This is a genomic window from Sphingomonas psychrolutea (assembly GCF_014636175.1).
GTDB lineage: Bacteria > Pseudomonadota > Alphaproteobacteria > Sphingomonadales > Sphingomonadaceae > Sphingomonas > Sphingomonas psychrolutea.
In genome coordinates this window covers 203,879-219,545 of record NZ_BMDW01000003.1, presented here as the reverse complement: position 1 = coordinate 219,545, position 15,667 = coordinate 203,879, and the positions used below count along the sequence as shown (strand labels likewise).

General features: G+C 63.9%; 18 protein-coding genes and 1 pseudogene. 12 read left to right on the top strand and 7 right to left on the bottom strand.

Annotated features, from left to right (window positions below; all coding sequences use genetic code 11):
- Positions 1-13: 13 nt before the first annotated feature.
- Positions 14-625, top strand: coding sequence for a superoxide dismutase (locus IEV62_RS03850; protein WP_188445541.1), 612 nt, complete (start codon positions 14-16; stop codon positions 623-625).
- Between the two features lie 15 nt (positions 626-640).
- Complete coding sequence (locus IEV62_RS03845) at positions 641-1,366, top strand: hypothetical protein (protein ID WP_188445540.1); 726 nt, start codon at positions 641-643, stop codon at positions 1,364-1,366.
- 53 nt (positions 1,367-1,419) lie between these two features.
- On the opposite strand, the gene IEV62_RS03840 is transcribed toward IEV62_RS03845, so the two are convergent.
- The 5 genes from IEV62_RS03840 to IEV62_RS03820 all read right to left on the bottom strand — a co-directional run bounded on the left by IEV62_RS03840 (position 1,420) and on the right by IEV62_RS03820 (position 6,858).
- The gene (locus IEV62_RS03840) at positions 1,420-2,148 is read right to left on the bottom strand and encodes a glycosyltransferase family 2 protein (RefSeq protein ID WP_188445539.1); all 729 of its coding nucleotides are present in this window, start codon (positions 2,146-2,148) and stop codon (positions 1,420-1,422) included.
- A 116-nt stretch (positions 2,149-2,264) separates the two neighbouring features.
- Positions 2,265-2,888, bottom strand: a complete 624-nt coding sequence (locus IEV62_RS03835; RefSeq protein ID WP_188445538.1) for an inner membrane-spanning protein YciB — start codon at positions 2,886-2,888, stop codon at positions 2,265-2,267.
- A complete protein-coding gene (ftsY, locus tag IEV62_RS03830; RefSeq protein ID WP_188445537.1) occupies positions 2,885-3,814 on the bottom strand; it encodes a signal recognition particle-docking protein FtsY in 930 nt (309 codons plus the stop codon). Before ftsY ends, IEV62_RS03835 begins: the two co-directional genes overlap by 4 nt.
- Entirely contained in the window at positions 3,811-5,142 is a 1,332-nt protein-coding gene (gene mtaB / locus IEV62_RS03825; protein WP_188445536.1) for a tRNA (N(6)-L-threonylcarbamoyladenosine(37)-C(2))-methylthiotransferase MtaB, read from the bottom strand. Before mtaB ends, ftsY begins: the two co-directional genes overlap by 4 nt.
- Positions 5,143-5,214: 72 nt before the next feature.
- Positions 5,215-6,858 carry a putative bifunctional diguanylate cyclase/phosphodiesterase gene (locus tag IEV62_RS03820; protein ID WP_188445535.1) on the bottom strand — a complete coding sequence of 548 codons (1,644 nt, stop codon included), beginning with the start codon at positions 6,856-6,858 and terminating at the stop codon, positions 5,215-5,217.
- Between the two features lie 230 nt (positions 6,859-7,088).
- On the opposite strand from IEV62_RS03820, the gene ffh reads away from it, so the two are divergent.
- The 5 genes and pseudogenes from ffh (at position 7,089) to IEV62_RS03795 (ending at position 11,189) form a co-directional block, all read left to right on the top strand.
- Positions 7,089-8,570: a signal recognition particle protein gene (gene ffh, locus IEV62_RS03815; RefSeq protein WP_188445534.1), complete on the top strand. Its 1,482-nt coding sequence runs from the start codon at positions 7,089-7,091 to the stop codon at positions 8,568-8,570.
- A gap of 37 nt (positions 8,571-8,607) precedes the next feature.
- Positions 8,608-9,075 (top strand): annotated as a pseudogene (rpsP, locus tag IEV62_RS18185) (30S ribosomal protein S16); the annotation flags it as partial.
- A gap of 158 nt (positions 9,076-9,233) precedes the next feature.
- The gene (gene rimM / locus IEV62_RS03805) at positions 9,234-9,725 is read left to right on the top strand and encodes a ribosome maturation factor RimM (RefSeq protein WP_188445532.1); all 492 of its coding nucleotides are present in this window, start codon (positions 9,234-9,236) and stop codon (positions 9,723-9,725) included.
- Between the two features lie 46 nt (positions 9,726-9,771).
- Positions 9,772-10,347 (top strand): glycine-rich domain-containing protein, encoded by a 576-nt coding sequence (locus tag IEV62_RS03800; protein WP_188445531.1) that lies wholly within the window; start codon positions 9,772-9,774, stop codon positions 10,345-10,347.
- Between the two features lie 2 nt (positions 10,348-10,349).
- Complete coding sequence (locus tag IEV62_RS03795) at positions 10,350-11,189, top strand: TIGR04222 domain-containing membrane protein (protein ID WP_188445530.1); 840 nt, start codon at positions 10,350-10,352, stop codon at positions 11,187-11,189.
- Here IEV62_RS03795 and IEV62_RS03790 read toward each other — a convergent pair.
- Positions 11,186-12,091, bottom strand: a complete 906-nt coding sequence (locus IEV62_RS03790) for an NAD(P)/FAD-dependent oxidoreductase (RefSeq protein ID WP_188445529.1) — start codon at positions 12,089-12,091, stop codon at positions 11,186-11,188. The genes IEV62_RS03795 and IEV62_RS03790 overlap by 4 nt on opposite strands.
- Positions 12,092-12,173: 82 nt before the next feature.
- Here IEV62_RS03790 and IEV62_RS03785 point away from each other — a divergent pair, with 82 nt between their 5' ends.
- The 4 genes from IEV62_RS03785 to rplS are packed head-to-tail and all read left to right on the top strand — an operon-like array spanning position 12,174 to position 13,945.
- Positions 12,174-12,449: an AbrB/MazE/SpoVT family DNA-binding domain-containing protein gene (locus IEV62_RS03785; protein WP_188445528.1), complete on the top strand. Its 276-nt coding sequence runs from the start codon at positions 12,174-12,176 to the stop codon at positions 12,447-12,449.
- Positions 12,446-12,823, top strand: a complete 378-nt coding sequence (locus IEV62_RS03780) for a type II toxin-antitoxin system VapC family toxin (protein ID WP_188445527.1) — start codon at positions 12,446-12,448, stop codon at positions 12,821-12,823. The genes IEV62_RS03785 and IEV62_RS03780 overlap by 4 nt, the downstream gene beginning before the upstream one ends.
- Positions 12,820-13,551: a tRNA (guanosine(37)-N1)-methyltransferase TrmD gene (trmD, locus tag IEV62_RS03775; RefSeq protein ID WP_188445526.1), complete on the top strand. Its 732-nt coding sequence runs from the start codon at positions 12,820-12,822 to the stop codon at positions 13,549-13,551. The genes IEV62_RS03780 and trmD overlap by 4 nt, the downstream gene beginning before the upstream one ends.
- Position 13,552: 1 nt before the next feature.
- Positions 13,553-13,945 (top strand): 50S ribosomal protein L19, encoded by a 393-nt coding sequence (gene rplS / locus IEV62_RS03770; RefSeq protein ID WP_188445525.1) that lies wholly within the window; start codon positions 13,553-13,555, stop codon positions 13,943-13,945.
- An 81-nt stretch (positions 13,946-14,026) separates the two neighbouring features.
- On the opposite strand, the gene IEV62_RS03765 is transcribed toward rplS, so the two are convergent.
- Entirely contained in the window at positions 14,027-14,623 is a 597-nt protein-coding gene (locus tag IEV62_RS03765) for a peptidoglycan L,D-endopeptidase MepK (protein ID WP_188445524.1), read from the bottom strand.
- A gap of 61 nt (positions 14,624-14,684) precedes the next feature.
- On the opposite strand from IEV62_RS03765, the gene IEV62_RS03760 reads away from it, so the two are divergent.
- Entirely contained in the window at positions 14,685-15,662 is a 978-nt protein-coding gene (locus IEV62_RS03760; RefSeq protein WP_373868541.1) for a L,D-transpeptidase family protein, read from the top strand.
- The last annotated feature ends 5 nt before the right edge of the window (positions 15,663-15,667 follow it).

Here is a 15,667-nt window from a genome sequence, read left to right as displayed (position 1 = left end):
AGGAGAAGACCCCATGGCGTTCGAACTTCCCCCGCTGCCTTATGCGTATGACGCGCTGGAACCGACGATCTCGAAGGAGACGATGACTTTCCACCACGACAAGCATCACGCCGCTTACACTGCCAAGCTGAACGAGGGCGTCGCTGCTGACCCCAAGCTGGAAGGCAAGACGATCGAGGAAATCCTCGGGATGATCTCGACGTTGCCGCCGCTGGTGCGCAACAATGGCGGTGGTTTCTGGAATCACGACTTTTTCTGGAAGATCATGGCACCGGCCGGCACTACGCAGCCGTCGGGCAAGCTAGCCGAGGCGATCGACGCTTATGGCGGCCTCGACAAGTTGAAGGACGATTTCAACGGCAAGGGTGCCGGGCAGTTCGGTTCGGGCTGGGCGTGGGTGATCAAGGATGACAGCGGCGCGCTGAAGGTCGTGTCGACCCCCAACCAGGACAATCCGTTGATGGACGATGCCAAGGACAAGGGCACGCCGATCCTCGCCAACGACGTGTGGGAACACGCTTATTACCTGACGTATATGAACGACCGCCCCGGCTATTTGAAGGCGTGGTGGAATGTCGTGAACTGGGATGAAGCCGGCAAGCGCTTCGAGGATACGGCGGCCTGAATAGGTGGCGCAGACGTGATGCGACGGATCCTCTCGGGTCTCTTGCTCGCGCTCTGCGCCAATCCGTTGCTGGCGCAAAGTGGCCCGCCGCCATCACTGGTCGAGGACCAGGTGGGGGATATCGTTGTGCGGGCACGGCGCGGGCCACGGCCGCCTTTGCTCGAACCGGTCGCCTATTTGCAGCGCCTTTGCTTCGATCCGGTACGCACGAATCGGCGGTTCGCGGTACCCGATCGCGACCATAGTTGGGTCCCGCTAGAGGACGATGCGCGCGCCCAATTCCATGTCACAGATCCGGACGTGCCGGCGTTCGGGCTGACCGACCCGGCATCTGGCCGAACGCTATTGCTCAAGTTTGAAACCCTGCGATTGCCCGAGCATCTGGTTGAGCAGCGCTGCACGCTTGTGGTGGTTGGTAGCCATGATCCTGCGATGCTGACCGATCGCATCAATGCGCTGGTCGGCGGGCCGGGTACGCAGCGCCATGTCGGGCATCCGAATGGCGTACCAGTACGCCCGAACTGGTCGCAGTGGCTGTGGAATGGCTATCCGGACCGTGGTTTGAAGCGTTGGATGGTGGTCACGGCGCCCGGAGCCGGGTACGCGGCGGGAACTTGGGTGGTGGTGACCGATCCCAGTTTCTGGCGCACCAGCGACTATTTTGCGATTGATCTCAAGACGCGCGAACGCGGGCCGCGACCGTTGAGCGTGCTCATGTTTTCGTTTGTTACGAAGCGATAGCCCACACCAGCGCACCGGTCCTTCGGGGAAGGGATGCCCGGTCTCCGGCCAGGCTAACGAATATCCTGATACCCCTGTGTCGCGGGCTTGCTGCGAAACACGATCGACAGATAGTTGATGAAATACAGGCCCGCCATTTTGAGCAGGCCCTGCTTCTTCAATCGTCGTCCCGATGTGGGCATTACCAACGACGGCGAAAACAGCACTTTCCCGAACTTTTTCGCGCGTTTCGCGATATCGGCATCCTCGCCGTAAAATTCGATCGTGTCGTCGAACCCACCCATTTTGTGGAGGGTTTCGCGTGGGATCGCGAAATTGCCGCCGACCATCATAAAGCCGGTCAGGGCATAAAGCGGCCGCGCTGTTACGAACCAGCCGGTCGAAATCTTGTCTTTTATTCCGCTCAAATCGTAAAAACTGTACGGGCCTGACAGGCAGGCAAGGTTGCTGTCCTCCGCAAAATTGCGCGCGATCTGCTCGATCCAGCCGGGTGGCGGCAGCGTGTCGGCATCGACATAAGCGACGATATCCCCGGTCGCGCTCAGCAAGCCCCGCTGGCGCGCGCGCGTTATGCCCTTGACCGGCTCGAACACATATTTGACCGTTGGGTAGCGTTCGACCACCTGCTTCGTGCCATCGGTGCTGTTATTGTCGACGACAATGATTTCCAGCGCCTTGTCGGCCACGTTCCGCAACACCGCATCGAGGCAGGCGGGCAGATAGGCTTCTTCGTTATAGGCCGGGATTACCAGGCTGATCGTTCTTGGTCGGGGGTTATTCATGTGGTGCTCCTGCTCCACAATCACAGGCGTTGCCATAGCAGAACGCGCATCCGTAACGACGATGGTGATATAAAATCGATGGTGGTGGTATAAAAGCGCCAGGATATGGCGTGCGTTCAGCCTTCTGGCGGGATCGGAACGTCGTCGTCCTGCACGCTGAAGCCGTATTTCATCAGCATCGGTATGTTGGCGAAGGCGAAGAGCACGGTGAGCGGGATTACCCCCCACAGTTTGAAACCGAGCCAGAAACCATAACTGAATTCATGCCGGACGATTTCGTTGAGCACCGCGAGAAACGCGAAGAAAACCGCCCAGTTGATCGTGAGCCGCCGCCAACCGGCATCGCTTAAACCCGGATAGGCGGCCTCGAGAAACAGGCTGAGAAAGGGCCGCCCGGTAGCGAGGCCGAATACCAGAATCGCCGACAGCATCGCATAGATGACGGTCGGTTTGATCTGGATGAAGTCCTTATTGTGGAAATACAGCGTCAGCCCGCCGAACACGAGCACCAGTGTGCCGGTCAGCCACAGCATCGGCGAAATCCGCCCGGTGCGGATCAGCGAGTAGATCATCGCGGCGATGCTCGCGATCATGAACGCGGCCGTGCCCGCAAGCAGCTTCACGAGATCCAGCCCCGGCGTCAGATAATTGACCAGAAAGAAGATCGCGATCGGGCCGATATCGATCGCGAGGCGCTGACCAGCCCCCAAAGGGGGCCTAGCGGAGGGGGAGATGCTCATCGCCGCACGCCTTCTACACCTGCGATGATCCGCGCAACCTCGTTCGCATCGAACGGGCGCAAATCGCCCATGCCCTCGCCGATGCCGATCGCGTGGATCGGCAAGCCGTATTTCTCGGCCGCCGCGACGAGCACGCCGCCGCGCGCGGTGCCGTCGAGCTTGGTCATGACGAGTCCGGTGACGCCCGCATCCTGCTTGAAGACTTCGATCTGATTGAGCGCATTTTGCCCGGTGGTCGCGTCGAGCACGAGCAGCACGTCGTGCGGTGAATCGGGATTGATCCGCCCGAGCACACGGCGGATCTTGGAGAGTTCGTCCATCAGCTCGCGCTTGTTCTGCAGGCGTCCGGCGGTGTCGACGATCAGCACGTCGATGCCGGTGGCGGTGGCTTGCTTGACGGCTTCATAGACGATCCCCGCCGCATCGCCGCCTTCCTTGCCGCTGATGATCGGCACGCCCGCGCGCTCGGCCCAGGTGGCGAGCTGGCCGATCGCGGCGGCGCGGAAGGTGTCGCCTGCCGCGAGCATGACGCCGTAATCCTGTTCCTTCAGCAGGTGGGCGAGCTTGGCGATGGTCGTGGTCTTGCCAGAGCCATTGACGCCGATCACGAGGATGACGTGCGGCCGCGGGAAGCCAGTGATTTCAAGCGGTTTGGCAACCGTATCGAGCACTTTTTCGATTTCCTCGGCGACGACCAAGCGGATGCCGAGTTCCTCCATGTCGCGTTCGAACACGCCCGTCGACAGGCGCTGACGGATGCGCGCGGCGGTTTCGGGGCCGAGGTCCGAGGCGATCAGCGCGTCCTCGATCTCGTCGAGCGTCGTCTTGTCGAGCGGTCCGGTGCCGAGACCGGCGAGATTGCCGATCAGCCGATCCGAGGTGCGTTTGAACCCACCGAGGAGTTTTTCGTGCCAACTTGGGGTCATGCGTGGGTTTTTACCTTTACGTCACCCCAGCAAAGGCTGGGGTCTCGTGGTTCGGACCGCGCCTCCGCCTCGCGGAGGTCCCAGCTTTCGCTGGGATGACGGGAGGGCGCCAGGAGATGGGTGTCGGTCGTGGCGGTGATCAGGACGTTTTGAACGCTACCGACCGCGCCCGTCTCAAACCGCACCTCCGCGAAATTCCCGGCATGGCCGCGGTCTCCCGGACGCTCGACCAGCACAGTCTGGGTGGTGCCGATCAGCCCAGCCAGCCACGCGGCCTTGCGCCGCGCACCGGCCGCGCGCAACGCCGCCGCGCGCGCCTTGCGCAACGCCACCGGCACTTGCGGCATCCGCGCGGCGGGCGTGCCGTCGCGCTCCGAATAGGGGAAAATGTGCGCATGGACCACGTCGCAATCGTCGATCAGCGCGAGCGTGTCGGCGAACATCGCGTCGTCCTCGGTCGGGAAGCCTGCGATCAAATCCGCGCCGATCGCGATGTCGGGACGCGCGGTTTTCAGGCGCTCGACCAGCGTCACGCTCTCGGCCCGCGCGTGACGGCGCTTCATCCGCTTCAGGATCATGTCATTGCCCGCCTGCAGCGAGAGATGGACGTGCGGCATCACGCGCGCTTCCTGCGTCAGCAGCGCGAACAGACGATCGTCAATCTCGATCCCGTCGAGCGAGGACAGGCGCAGGCGTTCGAGCGCAGGGACGTGCCGGAGGATGCGTTCGACCAGCATCCCCAACGTCGGCGCGCCCGGAAGATCGGGACCATAGCTGGTCAAGTCGACGCCGGTCAGCACGATCTCGCGGTGGCCAGCCTCTACTAACGCAGCGATGCGATCGATCACCGCGCCGGCAGGAACCGAGCGGCTGTTGCCGCGTCCGAACGGAATGATGCAGAAGGTGCAGCGATGGTCGCAGCCATTCTGCACTTCCACAAAGGCGCGGGCGTGCGCGCCGAACGCCGGAGCAAGGTGCGGCGCGGTGTCGCGGATCTGCATGATGTCGCCGACCAGGATCGTATCGTTTGATCGCCACGCTTCGGGCAGCAATTTCTCGGCATTGCCGATGACGCGGTCGACCTCGGGCATCGCCGCGAAGCCAACGGGGTCGATCTGCGCCGCGCAGCCGGTGACGACGATTTGCGCGCCCGGATGATCGGCCCGCGCACGGCGGACGGCCTTGCGTGTTTCGGCAACCGCGCCGTTGGTGACGGCGCAACTGTTGACCACGACCAGATTATCGCGCCCCGCCGTGAGCGCGCGGATCGCTTCGCTTTCGGCGATGTTCAGGCGACAACCCAGACTGATGATATGCGGACCGGACATTGCCCGCGATCTAAGGGCGGGGGCGGGCGAAGTCCATGCGGGGATGACAGGGGGGGCGGAGGGCTGAGCGGTTTACCCCGCCAGCCGCGTTTCCGCAGTCTCGACCGCCTCCACCACCGTCACCGCCAGCAGGCGCCGCTCCGCTAACAAACGCCGCGTGTTCATGATGCTGGTCGGGCGGCCATATAAATACCCCTGGCCTTTGGCACAGCCGAGCGCGCGCAGGCGTTCCTCGATGCTGGCATTCTCGATCCCCTCGGCGGTAATCGGCAAGCTGAGGCTGTCGCCGAGGCGCGTGATCGCGGTCACGATCGCGGCGCTTTCGCTATTTTCACCCATCGACATGATAAAGCTCTTGTCGATCTTGATCTGATCGAACGGCAATGCGCGCAAATGCGCCAGCGAGGAATAGCCGGTGCCGAAATCGTCGAGCGCGAGGCGGATGCCCTGATTTTTGAGGCTTCCGACGGTCGATTGCGCGAGTGCGAGATTGTCGAACAACGCGGTTTCGGTGATCTCGATCTCGAGCCGGCTCGCGGGGAAGCCGGTTTCGGTCAGGACCTTGATGATTTTCTGCGCGAGCCACGCATCCTTCAACTGCCACGGCGATATATTGACCGAAAGCGACAGCGCGGCGTCCCAATCCTTTGCCGCGACGAACGCCTGACGCATGATCGATAGCGAGAGATCGGCGATCATGCCGGTTTCCTCGGCAATCGGGATGAACGCGTCCGGGGCGACCAGCCCGCGCGTCGGATGATCCCAGCGCGCGAGCACTTCAAAACCGCTGAGGCGGCCGGTCGTCAGGTCGATCTGCTGTTCGAAATAAGGGACGATTTCGGCGCGGGGGATGGCGTGGCGCAAACCGACTTCGAGATCGTTGCGCGCTTGCAACTCGCGTTCCATCGACAGGTCGAACCAGGCAAAGCGGTTGCGGCCCGAATTCTTCGCGGCATACATGGCGATGTCGGCGGAGCGCATCAGCGCATCGATGCTGGCGCAATCGAAATCCGATCGCGCGATCCCGACCGAGGCTGAAATATGCAATTGCAGCCCGTCTGCCTGGAACGGCTGGGCAAGGCGGCTGACGAGCTGTTCAGCGATGCGCTCGACGGTTGCGGGGTGGGTGGGGTCGAACAGGAAGGCGCAGGCGAATTCGTCTCCGCCGAAGCGCGCGGTGAGGGCGACGCCGGGCATCGACTCAGCGATCTCTACGGCGACCTGTTGCAACAAGGCGTCGCCGGTGGCGTGGCCATACATGTCGTTTACGGTCTTGAAATGATCGAGATCGAGCATCAGCAGCGCCATCGCCTTGCCGCGCGATTGTGCGCGGACGAACATGGCGGCACCGTCCTCTGCCAGGCTGCGGCGATTGAGAAAGCCGGTTAGCGGGTCCTTCGACGCAAGCTGTTGCGCGCGTTCCTCGGCGGCGGTGCGGATCGTGACTTCGTGCGCCAGTTCGCGGTGGCGTCGCCAGCCGAACAGGATCAACGCGACATTCAGCAGCAGCGCGATGACGAGCGTCTGGTCGGTTCCGGCACCACCATTGAAATAATGCTGCACCGTGGTCGACAGCACCGCGCTGCCGATCCCGACGAACATCAGGATTGCGGCGACCGTGATCGCCCCGTTCAAGATGTCGCTGCGTGGCGCACCCGGGGGCGGCGCGACCGGATCGCCAAATCGTGTATCGCTCGATCGAATCTCGGCCATCATGCCACTTTCTGCCCCACCCCTTGCAAGGTGCTCTCTTTCCACGCCAGCGATGTAGATCGCGTTAAGCCGGATGGTTGCGCAATTGCTTCGCTTGCGCTAATGACTCGGCCGAGCGTTCCTGCACGGGATCGTGAAGGCTGCCCATCGGGCTACGCCGGCCGACGAGGTTTCGTCCGCCGGCGTTCTTTGCGTTACGGTGTCGGCGCGGGTGTTTGGAAAGGTTTTTTCGGATGTTCGAGAGCCTGAGCGACCGTCTTGGCGGTGTGTTCGATCGGTTGCGGGGGCGCGGTGCGCTGACCGAGGCCGACGTGCGCGCGGCGATGCGCGAAGTGCGCGTTGCGTTGCTCGAGGCCGACGTTGCGCTGCCTGTTGCGCGTGATTTCGTCGACAAGGCGACCGAGCTTGCGGTTGGGCAGAACGTCCTGCGTTCGGTCACGCCGGGACAGCAAGTCGTCAAGATCGTCAACGACGCCCTGGTCGAGATGCTCGGCGCGGATGCGGTCGAACTCGAGCTCGGCGTGACCCCGCCGGCGATCATCATGATGGTTGGCCTGCAAGGGTCGGGCAAGACGACCTCGACCGCGAAGATCGCGCTGCGGCTCGCCAAGAAGCAGGGCAAGAAGGTGTTGATGGCGTCGCTCGACGTCAACCGCCCGAATGCACAGGAACAGCTGGCGGTGCTCGGCACGCAAGCCGACGTGCAGACGCTTCCGATCGTCAAGGGCCAGCAGCCGGTCGATATCGCGCGGCGCGCGGTGCAGGCGGCGAAGCTGCAGGGCTTCGACGTGCTGATGCTCGATACCGCGGGTCGTCTCCACGTCGATCAGGCGTTGATGGACGAGATGCGCGCCGTCGCCGAGGTGACCAAGCCAACTGAGATCTTGCTCGTGGTCGATGCGCTGACCGGGCAGGACGCGGTCAACGTCGCGCAGAACTTCTCGGATCAGGTGCCGCTGACTGGCATCGTCCTGACCCGCATGGACGGCGATGCGCGCGGTGGTGCGGCGCTGTCGATGCGCGCGGTGACCGGCAAGCCGATCAAGTTTGCGGGCATGGGCGAAAAGCTCGACGCGCTGGAAGCGTTCGATCCGAAGCGCGTTGCGGGCCGCATTCTCGGCATGGGCGACGTGGTCGGCCTGGTCGAACGCGCGGCCGAGGCGATCCAGGTTGAAGATGCCGAGAAGATGGCGGCGCGGCTCCAGAAGGGGCTGTTCGACATGGACGATCTGCGCGGGCAGCTCACGCAGATGCGGCGGATGGGCGGGATCGGTGCGCTGGCGGGGATGATCCCCGGCATGAAGAAGGCGCAGGCGCAAGTCGATGCGGTCGGTGGCGAGAAGGTGCTGCTGCGGATGGACGCGATGATCACGTCGATGACGCCCAAGGAACGCCGCAAGCCCGAATTGCTTAACGCCAAGCGCAAGATCCGGATCGCCAAGGGATCGGGCACGACGGTTCAGGACGTCAACAAATTGATCAAAATGCACCAGGAAATGGCTGGCGCGATGAAGAAGATCAAGAAGATGGGCGGCCTCGCTGGCATGGCCAAGATGTTCGGCGGTGGCGGCGGAATGGGCGGCGGCGGCATGGGTGGAATGGGCGGGATCGACCCGGCCAAGATGCTCAGCGGCGGCGGTGGTGGCCTTCCCGGCCTCGGCGGCGGCCAGACCAAGCTCCCGCCGGGCTTCGAAAATTTGCTCAACAAGAAATAACTCAACCAAATCAACGTATCAAAACAAGGAAGTAAAAATGGCAGTCAGCATTCGCCTCTCGCGCGGTGGTTCCAAGAAGCGTCCGTATTACCGCATCGTCGTTGCGGATGCGCGCAGCGCACGTGACGGCAAGTTCATCGAGAAAATCGGCACCTACAACCCTTTGCTTGCCAAGGATGATGCCAAGCGCGTCGTGCTCGACAGCGAGCGTGCGACCTATTGGCTCGGCGTCGGCGCCCAGCCGACCGACCGCGTCGCGCGCTTCCTCGACGTCGCTGGCGTGCGCGAGCGTGCGGCCCGCAGCAACCCGAACAAGGGCAAGCCCGGCGAGAAGGCGACTGAGCGCGTCGAAGAGCGCCAGAAGAAGCTGGATGACGCCGAAGAAGCCAAGATCGCAGCCGCTGCTGCCGCAGAAGAAGCCAAGGTTGCTGCTGCTGCCGCCGCGGAAGAAGCCAAGGCAACTGCCGCTGCCGAGGCGGCTGCTGCCGCTGAAGCCGCTGCTGCCGCGCCCGAGCCGGTCGCCGAAGAAGCACCTGCTGCTGAGAGCAATGAAGAGGCCGAGGTCGTCGTCGCTGCCGAAGTAGAAGCCGCAACCGAAGCACCGACCCCGGAAGCCGAAGCCGTCGCCGAAGCGACGTCGGAAGAAACGCCGGCAAACGGCTGATGCCACAGAATTCCTCCGTCACGCTTGCCGTCATCATCGGCGCGCACGGCGTGACGGGGGAGGTTCGCCTCAAGGTCTTCACCGATGACCTTGGGCTCTACAAGACCTTCAATAACGGCACGTTGTCGTTGAAATCGGTGCGCCATGGCAGCAACGGCATGATCGCGCGGATCGCTGAAGTGACCGATCGCAACGCCGCCGAGGCGCTGCGCGGCACTGAATTGACCGTGCCGCGCGCGGCGCTCCCGCCGCTCGCCGAGGGCGAATATTATCACGCCGATCTGCTCGGGCTCGCGGTCGTGTCGAGCGCGGGCGAAGCGATCGGCCGGGTCGTCGCGATCGATGATTTCGGCGCGGGCGACGTGCTCGAGATCGAGCGCGACAGGGCGGAGGGGAAACCCGGCAAGCGCTTCATGGTGCCGATGCGGGTCGAGGCTGTGCCGGAGTGGAATGACGTACGGCTCGTGCTCGATGCCGCCTGGATCGAGTAGCGCGACGGCTTGACAAATAACTCCCATTATTTTAGTGGGAGTTCAGATGCGCGGATCGCCCGATCCTTTTGTTGTCTCGCTCGACCACCCGGTGTGGCGCGCGCTCTCCCATTACAGCATCGGTCCCGACGGCGCGGCGCTCTCTTTTGCGGCGCGGCTGGCGCGCGAAAATGGCTGGAGCGCGGCTCATGCCGAGCGCGTAATCGAGGAGTATCGCCGCTTTTGCTTCCTCGCAGTGACGGCACCGCACCCGGTCACGCCACCGGATGCGGTCGACCAGGCGTGGCACCTGCATCTGACGTACACGCGCGATTATTGGGAGCGGTTCTGCCCCGATGTGCTTGGGCGCGCGCTGCATCATGGCCCGACCGCGGGCGGTAGCGCCGAGCAGGGGCGTTTCTTCGAGCAGTATGCGCAGACGCTGCGGAGTTATGAGGCCGTGTTCGGCCTGGCTCCGGCCGATCTGTGGCCCGATGCGCAGCGTCGCCTGATCGACGATCCGCGCGCACGCCGGGTGCATCCGCGCGACGGGGTGCTGATCACCCGTGGCGCGCTACGAATTTTTTGGCTGGTCGCGACAGGGATGGTCCTCGGCGCGGTCCTGCTGTGGTGGTGGAGGTGAGCATGGGACTCGGACCTTTCGACCTGACCGGTGGCGCGTTTCTCGCGCTGTATGGCGTACTTTTGCTCGCGGCGGTGGTCGCGGGGATGGCGATCCCGCGCCGGCTGCGGCCCGAGGGTGGGCCTGGACGCACGAACGATGTCGATCAATTGGCCTATCTGGCGGGCAGGGCGACGCGACTGACCGATGCGGCGGTTGCGCGGTTGCTGGCGGCGGGAGCGCTGGTTTTGGAGGATAAAGGAAATTTCCGGATCGTGCCCGGAGTACAAGGCCAGACTGCGGCGGAACGCGCGATCTTGCGGCTGTCGTCGCCGGTCACGCTCGCGAACCTGCAGCGCGCCGCCACCAGCACGGCACCCGCCACGGAGGACGCGCTGCGCCGCGCCGGTTTGCTGCTCGAAGACCTCATCGCGTGGGAACTCCGCCTGTTCCAGACTTTGCCTTACCTGCTGCTGCTGGCGTTCGGCGCGATCAAATGGGACATCGGGGTGATGCGTGGCCGCCCGGTGGGGTTCCTAACCGTCTTGCTGGTGTTAACCGCTCTTTTTGCGCTCATCCGCTTTGTCGTGGTCGATCGACGCACGCGGAGTGGGCTGGCGGCGCTCGAGACCGCGCGCTCGGGATCGGAGCGCCTGCGCCGCGCGCCGGTTGCCACCGAGACTGGTCTTGCGGTGGCCTTGTTCGGGACGACGGTGCTGAGCGGATCGGCCTGGGGTGATTACCACAGGCTACGCGCTGCGAGTGGCGGCGATGGGTCGGTCAGCGGCGATAGCGGCAGCAGCTGCGGTTGTAGCGGCGGCGACGGTGGCGGTGGGGGTGGTTGCGGCGGTTGCAGCTCCTAACGCCGCAGCGGTGCGCGTTCAGCGAGCAAATTGCGGATCGCGGTCGCGGCGACCCCGGCTTCGCCCATCGCGTGGCTGATCTGGTCGAGCCCCTTCACCACATCCCCGGCCGCAAACAGGCCGCGGACGCTGGTGCGTTGATGATCGTCGACTTCGAGGCAGCCCTCGGAAGTTGCACGCGCGCCTGCTGCAACCGCGAGTTCCGAGCGAATGACCGAGCCGAGCGCCGGATAGATGCTGTCGAACCGTAGCGTGCCCGCGGCGGTGTCGATCTTCATCTGATCGCCGTCGATCGCGATCGCCGCACACGGGCCATCGACATGCGCAATCCCGGCGTCGTCCAGCTTGGCGTGACAGGCTTCGTCGAGATCGTGCGCGGCACCGGGGGCGATCAGCGTGACGTCCTTGGTGAAGCCGCGCAGGAACAGCGCCTCGCGCATACCGTGATCGCCCGTGCCGATTACCCCGACGCGCTTGTCGGTCACCTCATAACCGTCGCAGATCGGGCAATAGCGGATCAACCCGCGCGCGAGCGCGGCATCGTGTTCGTCGCGCGGCATGTCCGGACGGGTGTTGACGACGCCGGTGGCGAGCAAGACCGTGCGAGTCGGGAAAGCCTTGCCGTTGGCGCGGACGACAAAGCCTTCGCCGTCGATGTCGATCGCAGCGACCTTGACCTGCTCGCGCACAGCATGAAATTCCTCGGCCTGTTTCTGCATCAGCGCGAGCAGATCGATGCCCTTGATCCCACCGGGATAGCCGGCATGGTTATGTGTCCGCGCGATCAGCGCGGCGCGGCTGCTGCCGCAATCGAACAGCCGGATCGAAAGGTGAAAGCGCGCCAGATAGATCGCCGCAGTAAGGCCGGCGGGGCCGGCACCGATGATGATGCAATCGTCCATCGCTGCGATACGCGTGATGGGAAGGGTTGTTCCTTGACGTGGGGGCGGAATGTATATACATTGCGTGTATACGGAGGCTGAAATGGACGACGAAGCGTATCACGGCACGACCTTTAAGTCGGGCAATTCGGTTGCCTTGCGGCTGCCCAAGGGCATGGGCATTCCGGAGGGCACCGAAGTGCGGATGGTGAAGGAGGCTCCCATGTCTTTTCGGATCGAGCCGGTCGATGCGCCAAGGCGGACGATCGACATCAGCGGCTTCGCGGGGAAGGCACCTGGCGCTAAGCTGATCCCGCATGGCGATTTCGACGAGCGGCCTAGCACGATCGCGAAACGTCTGGCGGCACGCGATACGTGACGCAGTTTCTGATCGATGCCGACATGGCGATCTACGCACTGGCCGAACGGCATTCGACGCTTAATGACAGGCTGGCGGCTTGTTATCCCGACGACGTGGCGATCTCCGCGATCAGCTTCGCGGAGATCGCCGTCGGGACCTATGTCGGCAAGCCGCCAAGCCCGGCCGTGCTCGATGCGTTCGTCCGCGTCGTTCCGATTCTTCCCTTTGATGAAGCGGCCGCGCGGGCCTACGCACAGCTTCCGTTCAAGCGCGCTCGTTTCGATCGCTTGCTCGCGGCACATGCGCTGAGCCTTGGCGCGGCGATCGTGACCAACAATGAGACGGATTTCGCCGACGTGCCCGGCCTAAAGGTCGAGAATTGGACCAAGTGACCTTCGCTGCCACCATCCTGACGCTTTATCCCGACATGTTTCCCGGACCGCTTGGCCTGTCGCTCGCTGGCCGCGCGCTTGTCGAGGGGCGATGGAGCCTCGACGCGCGCAACATCCGCGACTTTGCGACCGACAAGCATAGCACTGTCGATGGCACCCCCGCTGGCGGCGGGGCGGGGATGGTGCTGCGCGCCGACATCCTCGCCGCCGCGATCGACAGCGTACCGGCTGACCGCCCGATTCTGGCGATGACGCCGCGCGGTGCTCCGCTGACTCAGGCGCGGGTGCGGGCGCTCGCTGACGGCCCGGGCGTCACCATTCTGTGCGGGCGCTTCGAGGGCTTCGACGAACGCATCTTTGCGGCGCGCGAGATCGAAGAGGTATCGATCGGCGACTATATCCTGTCGGGCGGGGAGATGGGGGCGCTGGTGCTGCTCGACGCTTGCATTCGCTTGCTTCCCGGCGTAATGGGCGCGGCTTCTAGCGGCGTGGACGAGAGCTTCGAAACGGGGCTTCTCGAATATCCGCATTATACCCGACCATTTGAATGGGAAGGGCGCACGATCCCCGAAGTGTTGCGATCGGGGGATCATGCGAGGATTTCGGCATGGCGAAAGTCGATGGCCGAGACCGAAACACGGCTAAGGCGGCCGGACCTGTGGGAGCGCCATGAGGGTGCTCGGGTCCAGTCGCCCTCTGGCGCGCGACGAGACAAGAAGGACGCATGAGATGAATCTCATCCAGACGATCGAAGCCGAGAACATCGCCAAGTTTCTCGAAACCAAGAAGATCCCCGAATTCCGCCCCGGCGATACGCTGAAGGTCGGCGTGAAGGTCGTCGAAGGCGAGCGCACCCGCGTACAGAATTACGAAGGCGTGTGCATTGCACGCTCGAACAAGGGCATGGGCTCCAACTTCACCGTGCGGAAGATTTCGTTCGGCGAAGGCGTCGAGCGCGTGTTCCCGCTGTATTCGCCCAACATCGACAGCATCGAAGTCATGCGCAAGGGTGCCGTGCGTCGTGCCAAGCTCTATTATCTGCGTGGCCGCACCGGCAAGTCGGCACGGATCGCCGAGCGCCGCGACACGCGTCCGGCCAAGGGCACTGCTGCCGCCGAGTAAACGGTTCTCATCGCAGTGAAAACGGGCGTCGGAACCTCGGTTCCGGCGCCCTTTTTGCGTTGGACCTGATCGGACAGGCGGTCACCAGTGGCGGACGCGCCCCGTATCGACATGGACGAAGCCATCGCGCGGGTAAAAACCGACGCCGCCACCACAGAGCGCGAGCGCGGCACCGTGGAGCCGGTCGAGCGATACGCCGGGCACCATGATGTCGGTCGCTTTGCCGAGCATATGTTGGCTCTGGCTCGCGACGCCGCTATGCGCGCCGCCGGCCGACCGCAGCGCGGCGTTGGTCGCGGGTGAGCGATAGCCGGAGATCAGGCCGATCTTCGCGCCGCCTGTCAGTTCGAGCTTTTCGCGCAGCCGCACCAGCAAAGCGAGCAGCTTGCGGTCCATTACGGTCGCCTGACCGGTGCGCCAGTCGCGCAGGCCGTGATTGAGTTCGGCCAAACCTTCGGGAACGAACGCCCCGCTGCGCGCGAAGACCGCATCGACGGTCTCATTATTGTGGACGTTGCGGATCGCGAGACGCCATTCGGTGCCGACCGCCATCGCCGGGATCGGAAAAGCAAGCGCAGTGCCGCCCGCGATCGCGCAACCGACCAGCGCGCGGCGGGAGAGTTTAATGCTGTCGGTTTGCGCGGCGGACCCAAGCGCGTCGTCTGTCGTTGTCTGCATGGAAGCAATGTAGGGGATTGAAGTCGTGGGAAAAACCGTGAGCCGATCGGCCTGGCTGGCAATAGCATCGCTTGGGCTTGTTGGCGCTGCGCCGGTGGGAACAAAGCCGCTTGCGCCCACCGCGCTCGATCGTTCGACTCTGCACGTGCAGGTGATCCTCGATCATCTCGGTTTTTCGCCGGGGGTGCTCGACGGGCGACCGGGCAAGTCGCTGGTTGCGGCGCTCAAGGGTTTTCAGGAGGCGCAGGGGCTGCCGACCACCGGCGCGATGGACCCGGTGACGCTGCGTGCGCTCTATCCGCATCGCGCATGGCGGCCGACCCAGACGATTGCGCTGACATCCGAGATGCTGGCCGGCCCATTCGTCAATCCGATGCCAAAAGACCCGCAAGTGCAAGCGAAACTGCCCGCGCTCGGCTACCGCTCGGCAATGGAGAAACTGGGCGAGATGTTCCACACCACGCCCGCGGTTTTGATCGAACTCAACAGCCCGACGACGCGGCTGGTGGCGGGGAGCAAGGTCGTATTCCCGAACGCGGTCCCGGCATCGCTGACCTACGACCCGAAGCTGCCCGAGAAATGGCGCGCGACGCTCGCCAGCCTCAACATCAACGCCGAGCAGCCCGTCGGCGCGAAAATCGTGGTCGACAAATCGGACGAAGTGCTGCGCGTGCTCGACAAGGACGGGAAATTGGTCGCGCAATTCATGGCGACGATGGGGAGCAAGCACGATCCCTTGCCCATCGGCACGTGGAAAATCCTCGGCCCGTCGTACAACCCGCCCTTCCATTACAATCCGGCGTTGTTCTGGGATGCCAAGGCGAGCGCCAAGGCAGCCTTGTTGCCGCCCGGGCCGAATGGTCCGGTCGGGGTGGTGTGGCTCGATCTGTCCAAGCCGCATTACGGTATCCACGGCACGCCAGAACCGAGCACGATCGGCCGTGCTGAGAGCCATGGCTGCATCCGCCTGACCAATTGGGACGCGGCGCGGCTTGCGATGATGATCAAGCCGGGTACGCCTGCGGTGTTCCAGCCATGAGCGTG

Excerpts from the sequence above, each read along its gene's own strand:
- ftsY (WP_188445537.1), bottom strand. The coding sequence starts at position 3,814 with ATGACCCCAAGTTGGCACGAAAAACTCCTCGGTGGGTTCAAACGCACC.
- IEV62_RS03765 (WP_188445524.1), bottom strand. The coding sequence starts at position 14,623 with ATGCAGACAACGACAGACGACGCGCTTGGGTCCGCCGCGCAAACCGAC.
- IEV62_RS03835 (WP_188445538.1), bottom strand. The coding sequence starts at position 2,888 with ATGAGCATCTCCCCCTCCGCTAGGCCCCCTTTGGGGGCTGGTCAGCGC.
- IEV62_RS03795 (WP_188445530.1), top strand. The coding sequence starts at position 10,350 with ATGGGACTCGGACCTTTCGACCTGACCGGTGGCGCGTTTCTCGCGCTG.
- rplS (WP_188445525.1), top strand. The coding sequence starts at position 13,553 with ATGAATCTCATCCAGACGATCGAAGCCGAGAACATCGCCAAGTTTCTC.
- rimM (WP_188445532.1), top strand. The coding sequence starts at position 9,234 with ATGCCACAGAATTCCTCCGTCACGCTTGCCGTCATCATCGGCGCGCAC.
- IEV62_RS03800 (WP_188445531.1), top strand. The coding sequence starts at position 9,772 with ATGCGCGGATCGCCCGATCCTTTTGTTGTCTCGCTCGACCACCCGGTG.
- mtaB (WP_188445536.1), bottom strand. The coding sequence starts at position 5,142 with ATGTCCGGTCCGCATATCATCAGTCTGGGTTGTCGCCTGAACATCGCC.
- IEV62_RS03820 (WP_188445535.1), bottom strand. The coding sequence starts at position 6,858 with ATGATGGCCGAGATTCGATCGAGCGATACACGATTTGGCGATCCGGTC.
- ffh (WP_188445534.1), top strand. The coding sequence starts at position 7,089 with ATGTTCGAGAGCCTGAGCGACCGTCTTGGCGGTGTGTTCGATCGGTTG.
- IEV62_RS03785 (WP_188445528.1), top strand. The coding sequence starts at position 12,174 with ATGGACGACGAAGCGTATCACGGCACGACCTTTAAGTCGGGCAATTCG.
- IEV62_RS03790 (WP_188445529.1), bottom strand. The coding sequence starts at position 12,091 with ATGGACGATTGCATCATCATCGGTGCCGGCCCCGCCGGCCTTACTGCG.
- IEV62_RS03850 (WP_188445541.1), top strand. The coding sequence starts at position 14 with ATGGCGTTCGAACTTCCCCCGCTGCCTTATGCGTATGACGCGCTGGAA.
- IEV62_RS03840 (WP_188445539.1), bottom strand. The coding sequence starts at position 2,148 with ATGAATAACCCCCGACCAAGAACGATCAGCCTGGTAATCCCGGCCTAT.